The organism is Erysipelatoclostridium sp. MSK.23.31 (assembly GCF_019125875.1).
In the GTDB taxonomy this organism is placed as follows: Bacteria; Bacillota_I; Bacilli_A; order Erysipelotrichales; family Coprobacillaceae; genus Thomasclavelia; species Thomasclavelia ramosa.
Map to the genome: position 1 here is coordinate 24,689 of NZ_JAHOCB010000004.1, position 17,111 is coordinate 41,799.

The 17,111-nt window shown below is 32.6% G+C and carries 19 protein-coding genes and 1 pseudogene; 17 read left to right on the forward strand and 3 right to left on the reverse strand.

From position 1 onward, the window contains the following. Positions 1-7 precede the first annotated feature (7 nt). From KSU54_RS03285 to KSU54_RS03305, 5 genes are all read left to right on the forward strand, one after another. On the forward strand, positions 8-361 hold the full coding sequence (locus KSU54_RS03285) for a hypothetical protein (RefSeq protein ID WP_009300133.1): 354 nt from the start codon (positions 8-10) through the stop codon (positions 359-361). A gap of 71 nt (positions 362-432) precedes the next feature. Beyond that, entirely contained in the window at positions 433-699 is a 267-nt protein-coding gene (locus KSU54_RS03290) for a phage holin family protein (protein WP_118144155.1), read from the forward strand. Between the two features lie 25 nt (positions 700-724). Then, entirely contained in the window at positions 725-1,072 is a 348-nt protein-coding gene (locus KSU54_RS03295) for a hypothetical protein (protein WP_226814468.1), read from the forward strand. A gap of 37 nt (positions 1,073-1,109) precedes the next feature. Next, entirely contained in the window at positions 1,110-2,003 is an 894-nt protein-coding gene (locus KSU54_RS03300; protein ID WP_118249480.1) for an N-acetylmuramoyl-L-alanine amidase, read from the forward strand. Between the two features lie 2 nt (positions 2,004-2,005). Continuing rightward, entirely contained in the window at positions 2,006-2,251 is a 246-nt protein-coding gene (locus KSU54_RS03305; protein WP_147333304.1) for a hypothetical protein, read from the forward strand. A 425-nt stretch (positions 2,252-2,676) separates the two neighbouring features. On the opposite strand, the gene KSU54_RS03310 is transcribed toward KSU54_RS03305, so the two are convergent. Then, complete coding sequence (locus KSU54_RS03310) at positions 2,677-2,820, reverse strand: hypothetical protein (RefSeq protein ID WP_158561497.1); 144 nt, start codon at positions 2,818-2,820, stop codon at positions 2,677-2,679. Positions 2,821-3,254: 434 nt separating this feature from the next. Between KSU54_RS03310 and KSU54_RS03315 the strand changes: the two genes are divergently transcribed. Then, positions 3,255-3,476, forward strand: coding sequence for a helix-turn-helix domain-containing protein (locus KSU54_RS03315; protein WP_009300138.1), 222 nt, complete (start codon positions 3,255-3,257; stop codon positions 3,474-3,476). A gap of 126 nt (positions 3,477-3,602) precedes the next feature. On the opposite strand, the gene KSU54_RS03320 is transcribed toward KSU54_RS03315, so the two are convergent. Further along, positions 3,603-3,779: a hypothetical protein gene (locus KSU54_RS03320; RefSeq protein WP_008791816.1), complete on the reverse strand. Its 177-nt coding sequence runs from the start codon at positions 3,777-3,779 to the stop codon at positions 3,603-3,605. 116 nt (positions 3,780-3,895) lie between these two features. On the opposite strand from KSU54_RS03320, the pseudogene KSU54_RS03325 reads away from it, so the two are divergent. The 6 genes and pseudogenes from KSU54_RS03325 to KSU54_RS03350 form a co-directional block, all read left to right on the forward strand. Then, a pseudogene (locus KSU54_RS03325) lies at positions 3,896-4,348 on the forward strand (manganese catalase family protein); the annotation flags it as partial. Between the two features lie 742 nt (positions 4,349-5,090). Continuing rightward, a complete protein-coding gene (locus tag KSU54_RS03330; RefSeq protein ID WP_117792714.1) occupies positions 5,091-6,686 on the forward strand; it encodes an ABC-F family ATP-binding cassette domain-containing protein in 1,596 nt (531 codons plus the stop codon). Positions 6,687-6,749: 63 nt separating this feature from the next. After that, the gene (locus KSU54_RS03335; protein ID WP_003536342.1) at positions 6,750-7,511 is read left to right on the forward strand and encodes a nitroreductase family protein; all 762 of its coding nucleotides are present in this window, start codon (positions 6,750-6,752) and stop codon (positions 7,509-7,511) included. 127 nt (positions 7,512-7,638) lie between these two features. Beyond that, complete coding sequence (locus KSU54_RS03340) at positions 7,639-8,067, forward strand: MarR family winged helix-turn-helix transcriptional regulator (RefSeq protein ID WP_117792712.1); 429 nt, start codon at positions 7,639-7,641, stop codon at positions 8,065-8,067. 55 nt (positions 8,068-8,122) lie between these two features. Next, positions 8,123-9,856: an ABC transporter ATP-binding protein gene (locus KSU54_RS03345; RefSeq protein ID WP_003536346.1), complete on the forward strand. Its 1,734-nt coding sequence runs from the start codon at positions 8,123-8,125 to the stop codon at positions 9,854-9,856. Continuing rightward, positions 9,849-11,711, forward strand: coding sequence for an ABC transporter ATP-binding protein (locus KSU54_RS03350; protein WP_003536348.1), 1,863 nt, complete (start codon positions 9,849-9,851; stop codon positions 11,709-11,711). The genes KSU54_RS03345 and KSU54_RS03350 overlap by 8 nt, the downstream gene beginning before the upstream one ends. A gap of 27 nt (positions 11,712-11,738) precedes the next feature. Here the strand turns inward: KSU54_RS03350 and nrdD are convergent, their stop codons facing one another. Continuing rightward, entirely contained in the window at positions 11,739-12,017 is a 279-nt protein-coding gene (nrdD, locus tag KSU54_RS03355) for an anaerobic ribonucleoside-triphosphate reductase (RefSeq protein WP_003536351.1), read from the reverse strand. Between the two features lie 258 nt (positions 12,018-12,275). Here nrdD and KSU54_RS03360 point away from each other — a divergent pair, with 258 nt between their 5' ends. From KSU54_RS03360 to KSU54_RS03380, 5 genes are all read left to right on the forward strand, one after another. Beyond that, positions 12,276-13,061 (forward strand): HAD family hydrolase, encoded by a 786-nt coding sequence (locus KSU54_RS03360; protein WP_003536353.1) that lies wholly within the window; start codon positions 12,276-12,278, stop codon positions 13,059-13,061. Between the two features lie 99 nt (positions 13,062-13,160). Then, positions 13,161-13,994 carry a diaminopimelate epimerase gene (gene dapF, locus KSU54_RS03365; protein ID WP_008791368.1) on the forward strand — a complete coding sequence of 278 codons (834 nt, stop codon included), beginning with the start codon at positions 13,161-13,163 and terminating at the stop codon, positions 13,992-13,994. A gap of 14 nt (positions 13,995-14,008) precedes the next feature. Next, the gene (dapD, locus tag KSU54_RS03370) at positions 14,009-14,713 is read left to right on the forward strand and encodes a 2,3,4,5-tetrahydropyridine-2,6-dicarboxylate N-acetyltransferase (RefSeq protein WP_003536358.1); all 705 of its coding nucleotides are present in this window, start codon (positions 14,009-14,011) and stop codon (positions 14,711-14,713) included. Between the two features lie 10 nt (positions 14,714-14,723). Further along, on the forward strand, positions 14,724-15,854 hold the full coding sequence (locus tag KSU54_RS03375; protein WP_003536360.1) for a M20 metallopeptidase family protein: 1,131 nt from the start codon (positions 14,724-14,726) through the stop codon (positions 15,852-15,854). A gap of 2 nt (positions 15,855-15,856) precedes the next feature. Beyond that, complete coding sequence (locus tag KSU54_RS03380) at positions 15,857-17,044, forward strand: aspartate aminotransferase family protein (protein ID WP_003536362.1); 1,188 nt, start codon at positions 15,857-15,859, stop codon at positions 17,042-17,044. Positions 17,045-17,111 lie beyond the last annotated feature (67 nt).

Consider the following 17,111-nt stretch of genomic DNA (forward strand, 5'->3'; position numbering starts at 1 on the left):
AGGGAATATGGGTAAACTTATAGATTCAACTGGTAAAAAAATTTTGTTGGGAACTGTTTTATATAACGGTGATACAACAAGCAATTTTACTTTAAATGATGATTACATCAATTATGATTATATAGAAGTTGTGTGGCGTCCGCATCCTACTTTGGGGCAGTGTTCGGATACAATGATTCCATCTAAAGACAGTAAGCTGCATTTAGAACGCACACAATCCATAAACGGAGTTACTACTGTCTATCGCTGCCAAATGACTTTTAGTGGCAGAAACGTGACTCTTACAGGTCGTACACAGGTTATTAACGGAGCATCGGTTGATGCTGTGGAAGAACATATTTTAAGAGTAATTGGTTATTAGGACACTGAAGTATGTGTCTTTTTATATTGCCTCGGGATGGCATGAAAATTCGTCCAGAAAGAAGGTAAAATATGGATTTAGGTTTTATTTCAAATTATTTTGTTCCGGTCGTAATGGCCGGATGTCTAGCAACTGGATATGTTGTTAAAAAATGGATAAAAGATGTTGATAATAAATGGATTCCTACAGTTGTGTTTTTCGAGGGTGCTGCATTAAACTGCATCGTATCCGGAAATGTAACAGTAGAAACAGTTGTAGCCGGTGCAGTATGCGGTTTAGCTAGTACCGGATTGCATCAGGCTTTTACTCGAGTAATTGAAAATAAAAAAGAGGAGTAAGTAGATCCTGATGCAAGAATTTTTAATGAGTACATGGTCCATTGTTTTAACTGCTGCAGTTGGTTATCTTGTAACTAATTCCAGAGACAGTAAGAAAAGTCGAAAAAAACTCGAAGAAAAAAGAGAGCAGGAGAAATTAGACCAGATTAAAAGACAAATTGTTATGGAAGAGGCACTATGTGCAATGTTGCATGAACGTATCGTGAGGTTTTGTGAGCGTTTGCTGATAATCAGTTATGTTACTGCTGATGATCTAAAGGAACTGGATTACCTTTATAACCCCTACAGGGCTTTAGGCGGTAATGGAACAGCAGAAAGATTATATAACAAAGTGCAGCAGCTTCCATTAAGAGTAGAAAACGGAGCGGAGTGATTCCGCTCTTTTAAGTTAAATTAAGGAGGAAAATAAAATGGCAGTATTTAATATTCATGGAGGACATGCCCCAGCTGGTAAAAAAGGAAGTGGAGCAGTAGGAATTGTAAACGAAAGTATCGTAGATAGAGAAATTAAGGATGCGGTTATTGCTAAATTAAGAGCATTAGGGCATACTGTTTATGACTGTACTTGCGAAAATGGTGGAAGTGCAACCGAAGTATTAAAAGACATTTGTAACAAAGCAAATGCACATACAGTTGATTTAGATGTATCTATTCACTTAAATTGTTACAATGGGTCAGCAAAAGGCACAGAAGTATTAGTATATAAATTGGGAGGTAAAGCCGAACAGTACGCAAAGAATATTGTTAATTCAATTTCAGAATTGGGATATACTAATCGGGGTGTAAAAGTGCGTAATGATCTGTACTATTTAAAACATACTAAAAACACAGCGTTGTTAATCGAAACGTTCTTCTGTGATAATCAAGAAGATGTAAACCGCTATAATTTAGATGCTATGGCAAATGCAATTGTTAAGGGAATTATAGGCGAAGTGACAAGTTCAACAGAAGTTCCAACACCCCAACCATCTGAACCGGTCAAACCAAGCGGTTATGATGAATGGGTAGCACGTTTACAACAAGAGTTAAATTACCAATTTAAGCGAGGTTTAACAGTAGATGGATTAAAAGGACCTAAGACACTAAATGCTTGTCCTACGGTTAAAAAAGGTGCAAAAGGAAACGTTACACGCTTAATTCAAGAACGATTAAATAGTGTTGGCTTTAGTCTAGGGGTAGATGGTATTTTTGGAACAGCAACTTATAACGCTGTAAAAGTTTTCCAACGTAACCGTGGATTAAGCCAAGATGGTATTGTTGGTAAAAATACATGGAATTGGCTTTTAAAAGGAACTAAGATGTAATTATGTTTAAAAAGAAATTCGACACTATCAATGCTACTATTTTTATTCTCTTTCTAACTGTATTTGGTCTAAGTTTCACTACTCTTTATAAGGACTATCAGAAACGTAATTTAGAGGTTAGGTTAGAATTAACAAAACAAGAATTACAAGATACTCAAGGAGATAGAGATTATTATAAAGGACAGTATAAAAAATATTACGAATTGTCCGAAGAACTTCAAAATCAGATGGGTGTTTATGCTTATTAATAAAGTTTATCTAAAACACGGTGCTGAAGATGTTCACGGTAGCAAATTAAATACCCGAATAGAATACACCCTTATACATAAGGGGCTATCTCATAGCATAATCACTTCTGGATATGGTAAAAAAATATATATCAATAATAAATATATAAAAAGAAAACCTAGGTCGTAGTGATCTAGGTTTTTTTGTATAAAGAAAAACACAGCGACATGGGAATGGAACGCTGTGTTTTTAGCATAATTTTGGAATGCGTACTATGCTTATTAAAAGTATATAATAATTTATTATTATTTTCAATAAACTTTATACAAAAAGAGTACAAGCCCAAAAACGGGAGAGGTGAACTTGTACTCTTAGTATAACTATGAATATTGTTAATGGGAAAGGAACAATATTCTATTGTACAAAAATATTATCTGTACGCCATTCATTTTACTGTTTTATACAAAATATGCAAGTATAATGAATTATTAAATAAAAGAGCACAAGGCTCTGGTGAGGAGATAACTCTTTTGTGCTCTTTGTCTAGCAAGGCTAATGGGAAAGGAAAGCCATTTAATCTTGCATCCATTTTAATTTCCTCCATTTTTCTTATTATATAGCGATATTAAAGCCAAGTCATTAATAAAATTACTAACAATACTATAACTATAATGTTAAGTATCATTTTAATCTTTTCATAGTGTTTCATGATTATCGCTCCTTTCGTTTATGAGAAAGATATGATATAATCTTTAAGAGAGAGGGGAAGTCATTTCCCCAAACTCTTTATGATTGCTAATATTAGAGTTATTATCTCTAGTATTAACTTGAGGAGTTCCAAGACTTGTTTGACGATTGGTTTGGAACTCTTTTTTTGTTTCTTCATATCCTATCTCCTTTCTACACTTATATAATACACTAAAACGTGAACTTTGTCAACGCTTAAATACACTTTTATATGAATTATTTTCACTATTGAATGAACTATATTCATGTGATAAAATACTAATGAGGTGATATGGAATGAATAAAAAAATAATATCTTTATTGGCATTGTTTGGATTCAATCAAACCGATTACGCTAATCATATGTCAATGAGCAAGAGTAGTCTAAGTAACAAAATGAAAAGAGGCTCATACACGGCAAAGGATTTAATTGAGCTAGCTGAAATGACAGGGAATAGGCTTGCAATTGTTGATGAAAACGACAAAGTAATAATTGAATTTAGTAAGGAAGATTTATAGGCAGGAATATACATATAAATGTATATCGTTCAAGTCTGGTCGTAAATGATCAGTCTTTTTTTTATTTTTCGGAAATTTTTTATTAAAAATAAAAAAACAATGCCATAAAATATGACACTGTATCTTTTAATAATAACTTTCGACATTTCGTATTATACGTTTTTGTTTTTCTATTGCATGTTTACAGTCTATTATTTTTTCTTCTTTATCTTGTAAATTGGAAAATTCCAAGAATTTCAGTTTTTCTTCCAGTACCTTTAATTTTGTTTTTGCTTCTTGCAGTTTTCTGTCCTTTAAATTCATATTTAACACCTCAAAATATATTATAGTAATTCTCTTATTAATAATTCAAGTTATATCGACTAGTATTATTCTATCCTTATTATATATATGGTATAATTTAAGGAAATAAAAAACTAAAATATTATGTATATCTTTTTGGTACTGAAGAATTAGCCCATGTTGAAATGATCAGTGCAATTTTATATCAATTAACTACAGATTTAACAATTGATCAAATAAAAGCACAAGGTTATGATAAATATTTTGTTGATCATACTTTGGGAATTTATCCACAAGGTGCAAGTAATGTACCTTTTACAGCGGCCTATTTCCAATCTAAAGGCGATCCAATTACTGATTTAACGGAGGACATGGCGGCAGAGCAAAAAGCACGTACAACTTATGATAACATTTTAGCTCTTGTTGATGATGAGGAAATAAAAAAACCGATTCGTTTCTTAAGAGAACGTGAAATTATTCATTATCAAAGATTTGCTGAAGCGTTGGAGATCGTTAAAGGGCATTTAAACAGTGATAATTACTATGCCTATAATCCAGCATTTAGAAATGGTAAATGCAATAAAAAGTAAATTAAAACAATACAATGAGATACTTCATTGTATTGTTTTTTTAAGTGTGCCGCGCATGGCATACATCTAGTTGGTGAAAGCCCAACCACGGGTATTTACCGCCAAGTATAGTGAACCGCAAGTCATTAACAGCGATGTTATGGGTGAAAGAAGTAGTGTAACAAAATCTTCGAGGTTACGAATAGAAATTTAATGAAGCTAAACAAGGCATGTCGATGCGGGTTTAGTGAAGAAGAAATATATAAATGTGTGAATACAAGATTAGGATGGTATAGAAGAAGTGCGATGAATGTCGTAAATTTTACAATATCATCAAAAGTTTTAGGTATAAAGAAAAGAGACAAACTAGGTTTAGTCAATCCCCTCGATTACTATCTTAAGAGTTTGTGATAGCGATATAAATGTAGAGCCGTATACGAGACCCGTACATACGGTTCAATGGGAGGGACAATAGATCACTGAATTTATTCTTCTATTCTATTATTTGTTCGATTTTCGTTGTAATAAATTCAGTTGGGCAAAGGATTTTATTAGCTCGGCTTTTTTTACATCATTAAAATATTGATATTGATTTTAGATGGGAGATTTAAATTATTTTTTGTTATGGAAAATAAATAATGATGAAGATAGATACTAATATTGTTATAATTAGCTTGATTTGAACAATCTTATGATAAATTATATTGATTTAATCATTGCTTTATGACATAATAATGTGACTTAGTAAAAAGGAGTTTAATTAATGATATCTACACAAAATGTATCTTTACAATATGGTGATCGTGCCTTGTTTGAAAATGTAAGTGTTAAATTCACTGATGGTAATTGTTATGGAATCATCGGTGCTAATGGAGCTGGTAAGAGTACTTTTTTAAAAATTTTAGCTGGAGAAATTGAGCCTAATAAAGGTGAAGTAATTTTAGAACCACATAAACGTTTATCGGTCTTGAAGCAAGATCATTTTGCTTATGATGAAAATGGTGTTGTAGAAACTGTTATCATGGGTAATAAACGTCTTTATGAAATTATGCAAGAAAAAGAAGTATTATATTCTAAACCTGATTTCAATGATGAAGACGGAATCAAGTTAGCTGAACTTGAAGGTGAATTCGCAGAAATGGATGGATGGAATGCCGAAGTAGATGCAGAAATCATGCTTAATGGTTTAGGGATTGGTGAAGAGTTACATAATTTAAAAATGAAAGAATTAGATGGAAACCGAAAAGTAAAAGTTTTGCTTGCTCAGGCATTATTTGGGAATCCTGATGTTTTATTATTAGATGAACCAACTAACCACCTTGATCTAGACAGTATTCGCTGGTTAGAAAACTTCTTATTGAATTTTAAAAATACTGTTATTGTTGTCAGCCATGACCGTTATTTCTTAAACAAAGTTTGTACACATATTGCTGATATTGATTACTCGCGAATTCAATTATATGTTGGTAATTACGATTTTTGGTATGAATATAGCCAATTACAATTACAACAAGCTAAAGAAGTAAATAAAAAGGCAGAGGCTAAGAAAAAAGAATTGGAAGAATTCATTGCGCGGTTCAGTGCTAATGCTTCTAAAGCTAAGCAGGCAACTTCAAGAAAAAAATTATTAGATAACTTAGAAATGGTTGATATTAAGCCTTCTCTTCGTCGTTATCCGTTTATCGCTTTTAAACCAGGTCGAGAAGTTGGAAATATTGTTTTAAAAGTAGAAGGATTATCAAAAACAGTTGATGGTATTAAATTATTAAATAATGTTAGTTTCTCAATTAATCCTAAAGAAAAAGTAGCTTTCGTCGGCGATGTTAAAGCAACAGAGACATTCTTTAAAATCATTATGGGTGAAATTGAACCGGATGAAGGAACTTTCCAATGGGGAGTAACGACGTCACAATCATATTTTCCTAAAGATAATTCCGAGTTTTTTAATAACTGTGATTTAACTTTAGTAGACTGGTTGCGTCAATTCTCGGTTAAAGATGAATATGAGCAAGATCTTCGGGGCTGGCTAGGAAGAATGTTGTTTTCTGGTGAAGAAGCGCTAAAAAAAGCTTCGGTATTATCAGGAGGCGAAAAGGTTCGTTGTATGCTGGCTAAGATGATGATGGCCGAAGCTAATGTTTTAGTTTTAGATGAACCAACTAATCACCTTGATTTGGAATCAATTCAAGCCCTAAACCAAGGACTTATTAATTTTAAGGAGAATATTTTATTTACCAGCCATGACCATCAGTTTGTTCAAACAATTGCTGATCGAATTATTGAATTTAATGAAAATGGTATTTTAGATCGTTTATCAACATATGATGAATATTTAGAATATAAAGAAAATAACAAGTAGATACTAGGTATCTACTTTTCTTTTGTGTATAATATAGACAATAGGGATTTCAGGAGGAAAATTATGAATAATACAATTAAGCAGTTATTTGAGCGTAAATCGGTTCGTGTATATCAAGATAAACCAATTGAGGCTAAAGAAAAACAATTAATTTTTAATGCAGCCATTCAGGCTCCGACTGCAGGGAATATGACATTATATTCGATTATTGATATACAAGATCAGGCTATTAAAGAAAAATTAGCGAAGACGTGTGATAATCAGCCGTTTATTGCAAAAGCACCCCTAGTTTTAATCTTTGTTGCTGATTATCAAAAATGGTATGATGCATTTAAATATTATCATGGTGAAGAACAGATGCGTTCGCCATCATATGGTGATTTTTTATTAGCATTTAGTGATACTTTGATTGCAGCTCAAAATGCCGTTGTTGCAGCTGAAAGTTTAGGAATAGGAAGTTGTTTTATCGGTGATATCATTGAGCAGTATGAAGTACATCGTGAATTATTAAATTTACCTCAATATACAGCTCCAGTGGGGATGCTTGTAATGGGTTATCCGACAGAACAGCAGCAACATCGAACTAAGCCTGCTCGTTTTGATTCTAAATATGTTGTTAGTGTTGATCGTTATGAAAAATTTGATGATGAAAAGTTAGTAAAAATGTTTGATGATCGAGCAGTTTTAGCTAATCGCAGCAGTGGGGGACGAAGTTTTGTCGATGATATTTATAATCGCAAATGGACTGATCCGTTTATTGAAGAAATGTCTCGTTCATCTAAATTATGGATTGAACAATGGGGAAAAGAGGATGAAGAAAGCTAAGATGATTCTTAGCTTTTTATCGTTTATCAGCTCTTATAAAGATGATAAATAATTATTGAAAGATAGTTGACATTTGCTAATATTTGCATATAATATATAGCGTGCTATTTATTTTGGAGGTGGTAAAATGCCAAATAAAAAAATTGGATTTTTAATCAAACAAGTTTTTTATTTACATGAACAGCATTTAAATAAACAATTTAGTAAATTTGGATTAACTGCTTCACAGACATTTACATTAATTTATTTGTTTAAATCTCACGACAAAGGAATTAGTGTGAATCAAAAAGATATTGAAAAAGAATTAGATATTTCTAATCCTACAGTTACTGGAATTTTGAATCGTTTAGAAGTAAAGGGATTAATTAACCGGGTACCGTGTCGTCATGATGCTCGTGCTAAAAATATTGAAGTAACTGAAAAGGCCTTAGAACTGGATAAACAGCTACGGATTGTTTTCCAACAGTCTGATGAAAAATTAGTTGAATCATTATCAAAAGAAGAAATAGACAATTTACAAAGTTATTTGATTAAGATATTAAGAAGTAATTCTTAATATTTATTTTACTGTTATTCATAGCACGCTATTTAATTTTTAGGGAGGTATATAAATGTTAAAAACACTTTTAGCCCAAATAAAAGAGTATAAAAAAGATACGATCTTAACACCTGTACTTGTTGTGGTTGAAGTTATTTTGGAAGTTGTAATTCCACTTTTAATGGCGATGATCATTGATAAGGGAATAGAAGTTAGAGATATGAATATGGTTGTTAAATTAGGAATCATTACATTGCTCGCTTCCTTTATTTCTTTAGCGGCAGGAGGTTTGGCTGGTAAATATGCCGCTAAGGCCTCAACAGGTTTTGCTAAAAATCTAAGAAAGGCAATGTATTACAATATTCAAGATTTTTCTTTTGCTAATATTGATAAATATTCAACTGCTGGATTGGTTACAAGAATGATGACGGATGTTACTAATGTCCAAAATGCTTTTCAAATGTTAATAAGAGCTTGTATCCGTGCCCCATTGATGATGGTTAGTGCCATGATCATGGCTTTTACGATCAATGCTCAGATTGCTATGGTTTTTTTAGTGGCAATTATCTTTTTAGGAGTTCTTTTAGTTTTCTTTATGACTAGAGCTCATCCGTATTTTAAAAGAGTATTCAACACATATGATGATTTAAACGCTTCAGTTCAAGAAAATGTTAATGGAATTCGGGTTGTTAAAGCTTATGTTCGTGAAGAACATGAAGACGAGAAATTTAAAAAGACATCAACTTTGATTTATAAACTATTTGTAAAGGCAGAAAACTATTTAGTTTTTAATATGCCGCTAATGCAGTTAACTGTATATGGATGTATTATTGGAATTTCTTGGTTTGGAGCACACTTAATTGTCGGGGGAAATCTTACTACTGGAGAATTAACTAGTTTATTTACCTATGTAATGATGATTTTAATGAGTTTAATGATGTTTTCAATGGTATTTGTCATGGTAGTTATGTCAATTGCTTCAGCCCAACGTATTAGTGAAGTAATCAATGAAAAATCAACGCTGCATAATCCTGCTGAGCCTGATTATGAAATTAAAGATGGTTCAATTGATTTTAATAATGTTAATTTCTCATATTTTGATGATCAAGAAGAAATTAATTTACGTGATATCAATGTTCATATTAAATCTGGACAAACAATCGGGATTATTGGTGGAACCGGTAGTGCTAAATCAACTTTTGTTCAGCTTATTCCACGGTTATATGATGTAACTAAAGGAGAAGTTTTAGTTGGCGGTAAAGATGTTAGAAAATACGATTTGGAAACATTGCGAAATGAAGTTGCAATGGTATTACAAAAAAATGTTTTGTTTTCTGGAACAATTAAAGAAAACTTACGCTGGGGTAATAAAGAAGCTAGTGATGAAGAAATTGTGGAGGCTTGTAAATTAGCTCAGGCAGATGAGTTTATTCAACGTTTCCCAGATAAATATGATACCTATATAGAACAAGGCGGAACTAATGTTTCTGGAGGGCAAAAGCAAAGATTGTGTATTGCTCGTGCATTGCTAAAGAAACCCAAAATTTTAATTTTAGATGATTCAACTAGTGCAGTTGATACTAAAACAGATGCATTGATTCGTAGTGCGTTTAAAAAAGTTATCCCTGGAACAACAAAATTAATTATTGCTCAAAGAATTAGTTCAGTTGAAGATGCTGATTTAATCATTGTTTTAGATGATGGTCAGATCAGTGCTATGGGTACTAATGATGAACTATTGGAGTCTAGTGCAATTTATAAAGAAATTTATGAAACACAAAAGAAGGGAGGAACTTTAAGTGAGTAATAGTCGGGGAAAAACAATGAAAAGATTGTTTAAATTTGTTGTTAAAAGACATAAAAAGACCTGCTTTGCAATATTGTTATTAATCATTGTTAGTAGTATTGCTAGTGTTATGGGAACAATCTTTATCAAAAGCTTAATCGATGATTATATTACACCATATATTAATATGGCAAATCCTGATTTTGGACCGTTAACGAATGCGATTTTGAAAATGATTGCAATTTATGCAGTAGGAGTAATTGCTACTTTTAGTTATAATAAGCTCTTAATTAAAGTGACTCAGGGATCGTTAAAAGAAATTCGTGATACGATGTTTGAACATATGGAAAAATTACCGATTCGTTATTTTGATACTCATAACCATGGGGATATCATGTCAATCTATACTAATGATACTGATACTTTAAGACAGATGATTTCGCAAAGTGTACCTCAGGTTATTGTTTCAGCAACAACGATCGTTTGTGTTCTTGTTTCAATGATTGTAATGTCTATTCCAATGACGATAATTAGTGTTTTGATGGTTTGTGTAATGTTATTAGTTTCTAAACATGTAACTAATCGTAGTGGGCGGTATTTCTTTGCTCAACAAACTAATTTAGGTAAAGTTAATGGTTTTATTGAAGAAATGATGGAAGGACAAAAAGTTGTTAAAGTCTTCACTCATGAAGAAGAAGCTAAATTTGATTTTGATAAAGTCAATGAAGAATTATTTGAAAGTGCATATCAAGCAAATAAATATGCTAATATTTTAATGCCGTTAATTGGAAACTTAGGATACGTAAGTTATGTGTTAGTTGCGGTTGTAGGTGGTGTTCTTGCGATTAATGGCTATATGGATTTAACGGTAGGGACATTAGCTGCCTTTCTACAATTAAACCGCTCTTTTAATCAGCCAATTGGACAAATTTCTCAACAAATAAATATGGTGTTGATGGCATTGGCAGGTGCAGAAAGAATCTTTGCATTAATGGATGAAGAGGTTGAAGATGATCTTGGTCATGTTTCTTTAGTTAATGCTAAAGAAAATGCTGATGGTACATTATCTCCAGTTAAAGAACGTACTGGACTTTGGGCTTGGGAGCATAAGCGACCAGACGGTTCAATCGAATATGTCCGTTTAGCTGGTGATGTTCGTTTTCATGATGTTACATTTGGATATAATGAAAATAAGACAATTTTGTATGATATGAATTTATTTGCTAAACCTGGTGAAAAGCTTGCTTTTGTTGGAGCTACAGGAGCTGGTAAAACAACTATTACGAATTTGATCAACCGTTTTTATGATATTCAAAAAGGTTCAATAACTTATGATGGAATTGATATTAAATTAATTAAAAAGGCAGATTTGAGAAGATCGTTAGGAATCGTTTTGCAAGATACACATTTATTTACTGGTACAGTAATGGATAATATTCGTTATGGTAAACTTGATGCTACTGATGAGGAGTGTATAGAAGCTGCAAAACTAGCCAATGCTCATGAATTTATTATGCATTTAGAACATGGGTATCAAACTATTTTGAGTGGTGATGGTTCAAGTTTATCACAAGGACAATGTCAGCTGCTAGCTATTGCTCGGGCTGCGGTTGCTAATCCACCGGTATTGATCTTAGATGAAGCAACATCAAGTATTGATACGAGAACAGAAAGTATTGTTCAAAGTGGAATGGATAAACTGATGGAAGGACGAACAGTTTTTGTTATTGCTCATCGTTTATCAACAATTAAAAATTCTGATGCCATCATGGTACTTGATCAAGGAAGGATCATTGAACGTGGTGACCATGATAAATTGATTAAAGAAAAAGGAACTTATTATCAGTTATACACTGGTGGCTTAGAATTAGATTAAAAAAGCAGCTCGATTTGAGCTGCTTTTTTATGCATGTTTGACCCGATCTTTTTCTTCAGCAGCTTTAGCATCATTGAACCGATCTAAAGTACCTACTAAATATCCAGTGATTCGACGGATTCTTTCAAAACCCAAAGGATAAAAAGTATAATCTAAATCAACCTCATCACCGTCAATTTTAATTGATAATGATTTAAGTGTTTCATCAGGAAACTTTTTTTCTAAGTATTTGATATAAGCAATTATTTCTTCTTCGTCCATTTCACCGTTTTTAACTTCAACTGCAACGTTATTAATGTCTTCCATGGTTATCACCTCAATATCATTATAACGGTTTCTATTTTTACTAGCATTAAATATGCACTATTACCACCAATAACAAATTATCATGAAAATAAGAGTTGAAAGAATAATAGTTAATACGCGATTAACTCGTTTAAACATGTATCTCATACTATCACCATTATAATATATGTTTGATTTATTAATATTTAACATGAAATAATATGACAAATGTTAATTCCTTATTGAGAAGATAACTGTTATAATGACGCTGGTGATAAAATGAAAAAGAAAAAATTAATTTTATTTGACATGGATGGAACATTAATTGACTGGCGCCAGGGAATCGATAAGCCAACTAAACAAATGTTTGAAGCTTTTCAAAAATTACGCGAACATGGTTTTTTAGTAATGATTGCTTCAGGACGATTGTTACCTTTGATCACAGTACCTCTTCGAGGATTTGAATTTGATGGATATCTTTTAAGTGATGGAGCGCATGTTATTTTAAATGGTGAAGAGATTATTAAAGAGCCTTTAGATCATGGTGATGTTGAACGAACTATTTCATTAGCACGATCATTAACTTTAGAGTATGGTTTATTGTTTAAAGATGGGGCTTATTTACAAAAAGATGGGGTAATTGCACCATTTCTAAAAAAAGCTAACTTTGATATGAACAAAATTAATTATGAAAAATATGATGATCAGGTATTTAAATTATATATTCATTGTCAAAAGAAAAAACAAAATGAGATTATTGAACAATTTGGCTGTTTTAATTTAGCTTTTGAGGATGATTATGATCTGATTGAAATTAGAAATAAGTACCATTCTAAAGCAAGTGGGCTAAAGGCAATTTTAACACGCTTAGAAATTGAAACAGAAAACACATATTTTTTTGGTGATGGATTTAATGATGTGGAAATTTTTAATATGGTGGGGCATCCTTATGTGATGGAAAATGCGGCTCCTGAACTATATCAATATGGGACAATTTGTCAGCCGGTTGAAGCTGATGGAGCGTATTTGAAAGTAATGGAAATATTGGCTGAAGAGAACCTTTAAAATGTGCAAAGGTTCTTTTTTAAATAAATATAATCTTGGAATTGAAAAATATTAGTCAATTTGATAAAATCTTGTAAATACATGAAAAGGAGGGGAATTATGCAGCTGCATTTTACAAAAATGGAAGGCATTGGTAACGATTATATTTACTTTGATGGAATAAATCAGGAGATTCCCATGGATAAAGAATTTATCATGAAAATAAGTGATCGTCATTTCGGTATTGGAAGTGATGGAATGATCGTGATTTTACCATCGGATCAGTATGATTTTAAAATGCGAATGTTTAATCTAGATGGAAGTGAAGCAATGATGTGTGGAAATGGAATCCGCTGTTTTGCTAAATTTATCTATGATCATAAATTGAGTGATAAACATGTATTGAAAATTGAAACTAAATCAGGATTACGAACAGTAGAATTATTATTTGATGGCGATGAGTGTATTGGAGCAAAGGTTAATATGGGCAAACCCGTCCTAACTTGTCAAGATATTCCTTGTACATATGCTAAAGAGAAAATGATTGATGAACCGGTAGAAATTGGTGGGCGAGAATATCGTTTAACTACTATTTCAATGGGGAATCCTCATACTGTGACTTTTGTTTCTGATTTAGATACTTTGGATTTAAAAACAATAGGTCCTAAATTTGAGCACCATCAATTGTTTCCTGCATCTGTTAATACTGAATTTGTTCAAATCATTAACAAAAGTTATGTTAAGATGCGTGTTTGGGAACGCGGTTCGGGTGAAACTATGGCTTGTGGTACTGGTGCTTGTGCAGTTATGTATGCATGCTATTTAAATCATTATACGGATAGTAAGGTAACAGTGGAATTATTAGGTGGTTGTTTGGAAATTGAATATGTAGATGAAACGATCATGATGTCTGGACCTGCAGCAAATGTTTTTAATGGAACAATAGAGATATAGAAAAGGAGATAGATATGTTAAATAGTGCAGAAGAGATAATTAAATATATTGGTGATGCAAAAAAACAAACACCGGTAAAAGTTTATTTAAAAGGGAAAAACTTACCAGAAGCAACTGAATTTAAAATGTTTGGTGGAGAAGATAGTAAAGTATGTATTGGTGATTTAGAGGCTATTAAAGCTTATATGGAGGTAAATAAAGAGGTTATTGTTGATTCTTATTTAGAACAAGATCGTCGTAATAGTGCAATTCCAATGTTAGATATGACTAATATTAATGCTCGTATTGAACCTGGATGTTTTATTCGCGAACATGTAACGATTGGCGATAATGCTGTAATTATGATGGGTGCAGTTATAAATATTGGAGTCAAGATTGGTGAAGGAACTATGATCGATATGGGAGCTGTTTTAGGTGGTCGTGTAGAAGTTGGGAAACGTTGTCATGTTGGTGCTGGAGCAGTTTTAGCTGGAGTTATTGAACCACCTAGTGCTTCACCAGTAATATTAGAAGATGATGTATTGATTGGAGCTAATGCTGTAGTTATTGAAGGAGTACACATTGGTAAAGGTGCAGTTGTTGGTGCTGGTTCGATTGTTACAAGTGATGTTCCGGCAGGGGCTGTGGTAGTTGGAAATCCAGCTCGAATTATTAAAGAACAAAAAGATGAAACAACTGAAGGTAAAACTCAGTTAATGGATGATTTAAGAAAAATTTAGGAGATCAGTTATGGACGCTTTAAATGAAATTAAAAGATGGCGTCAGGAATTACATCAAATCCCTGAGCTAGGTTTACAAGAATTTAAGACTTCAAAATATCTTAAAGATGAATTAACTAAGATGGGATATGAACCAATTTCAATCTTGGATACAGGGGTTCTTGTTTATCTTGATAATCATCAAGATAAAACCTTGGCTTTTCGTAGTGATATGGATGCATTGAAAATATCCGAACAAACTAATTGTAGTTTTACATCATGTCATAATGGTTATATGCACGCATGTGGTCATGATGGTCATATGGCTGCTTTACTTGGATTAGCTAAAAAACTAAAAGAGCAGCCTTTAAAGTGGAAGCATAATATCTTATTGATATTTCAGCCGGCAGAAGAATCACCAGGTGGTGCAAAGTTAATTGTTGAAGCTGGGATTTTAAAGCAGTATAATGTAAGAGCAATATTTGGTTTACATTTAATGCCGACAATCGAAGCAGGAAAGATTGCTTGTCGACCGGGACCATTGATGGCTCAAAATGGTGAACTTGATGTGACAATAACTGGCAAAAGTGCTCATGCAGGGTTATATCATTTAGGAATTGATTCAATCATGATTGCTAGTCAAATAATTTGTCAATATCAAAGTATTATTTCTCGAGTAATAGCACCTGTTGAAAGCTGCGTAATTAATATTGGAGAAATTCAGGGGGGAACTGTGCGAAATATCGTTGCTGATCAAACAACTTTTAAAGGAACAGTTAGAACTTACAGCGAGACAGTTTTTAAAAAAATTACAGATACGATGGAGGCAATTAATCAAGGGATGGAGCAAACTTATGGCTGTACCATTGAATTTAGTTGCCCGCCAATGTATCCACCGGTTTTAAATGATTATGATCTATATCGGCAATTTGTTAGATTAACTGATGAGAATTATGAGGAATTAAAAGAGCCGTTAATGTTAGCTGAAGATTTTTCTTTCTATCAAAAAGAGGTACCAGGAATATTCTTTTATGTAGGAACTAAAACACCAAAATATTTTAGCGGTTTACACACAGAAACATTTAATTTTGATGAAGAAGTCTTGATGCAGGCAGTAGAATTATATTATCGTCTAGCAGATAAGATTAAATTGGGGGACTAAAAATGGATTATTTTGATAGAGCTAATAATGCTTTTATGAAAGCTTATGGTAGATTTGATGTTACTTTTGATCACGGTAATGGAGTTTATTTATATGATACAAACGGTAAAAAGTATTTGGATTTTTATTCTGGAATAGGTGTTAATTCATTTGGCTATGATTATCAGCTGTATACAGATGCAATGTGTCAACAGATGCACCGTTTAATGCACATATCAAATTATTTTAATAGTGTTGAAACAATTGAGGCTGCTGAAGCGGTAATTAAAGCAACACAACTTGATCAAGTATTTTTTACTAATAGTGGGACAGAAGCGACCGAAGGGGCGTTGAAGTTAGCGCGTAAATATTATTATGAAAAACATGGAAAGGCTGATAGTGAAATTATTAGTTTGAATCATTCTTTTCATGGCCGTTCTACAGGAGCGGTTACATTAACAGGAACTCCTGCATATCAAACTGCATTTGGACCATTAATTACGGGTGTAAAATATGGCGATATTAATGATTTGGATTCAGTGGCTAAGTTAATCACCCCAAGAACAGCTGCGATTATTTTAGAACCTGTTCAAGGGGAAGGGGGGATCCATGTTTGCACCCAAGAATTTATGAAGGGAATTCGACAATTATGTGATAAGCATGAGATTGTAATGATTCTTGATGAAGTTCAATGTGGGATGGGACGAACAGGAACGATCATGACATATTTCCAATATGGAATCATGCCTGATATTGTTTGTCTAGCTAAAGGAATTGGGGCTGGTTTCCCAATGGGAGCGTTTGTAGCAAATAAAAAAATCGGAGATGCTTTAAAACCTGGTGATCATGGATCTACTTATGGTGGTAACCCTATGGCTGGAAAAGCTTGTAAGACAGTCTTTAAGATTTTAGAAGAAACGCAAATGCTTGATCATGTTCAAGATGTCAGTGAATATTTGATTACTAAATTAGATGAACTAGTTGAAAAATATGATTTTATTAAGGAACGTCGCGGTTTAGGACTAATGCTTGGCTTAGAATTTGATCATCCAGTCAAACCATATATTCAAAAAGCTCTCGATAAAGGTCTAGTGTTGATTACTGCGGGAACAAATGTAATTAGAATGTTGCCGCCATTCATCATTGAAGAAAAAGATGTTGATGAGATGATTAGTATATTTACTGAAGTTATAGATGAAATTAATAGTTAATCTTTACTTTTAAAAGATAGAAAAAAGGAATTGTTTAAGATAACATTGCAATAGTAATGTTATCTTT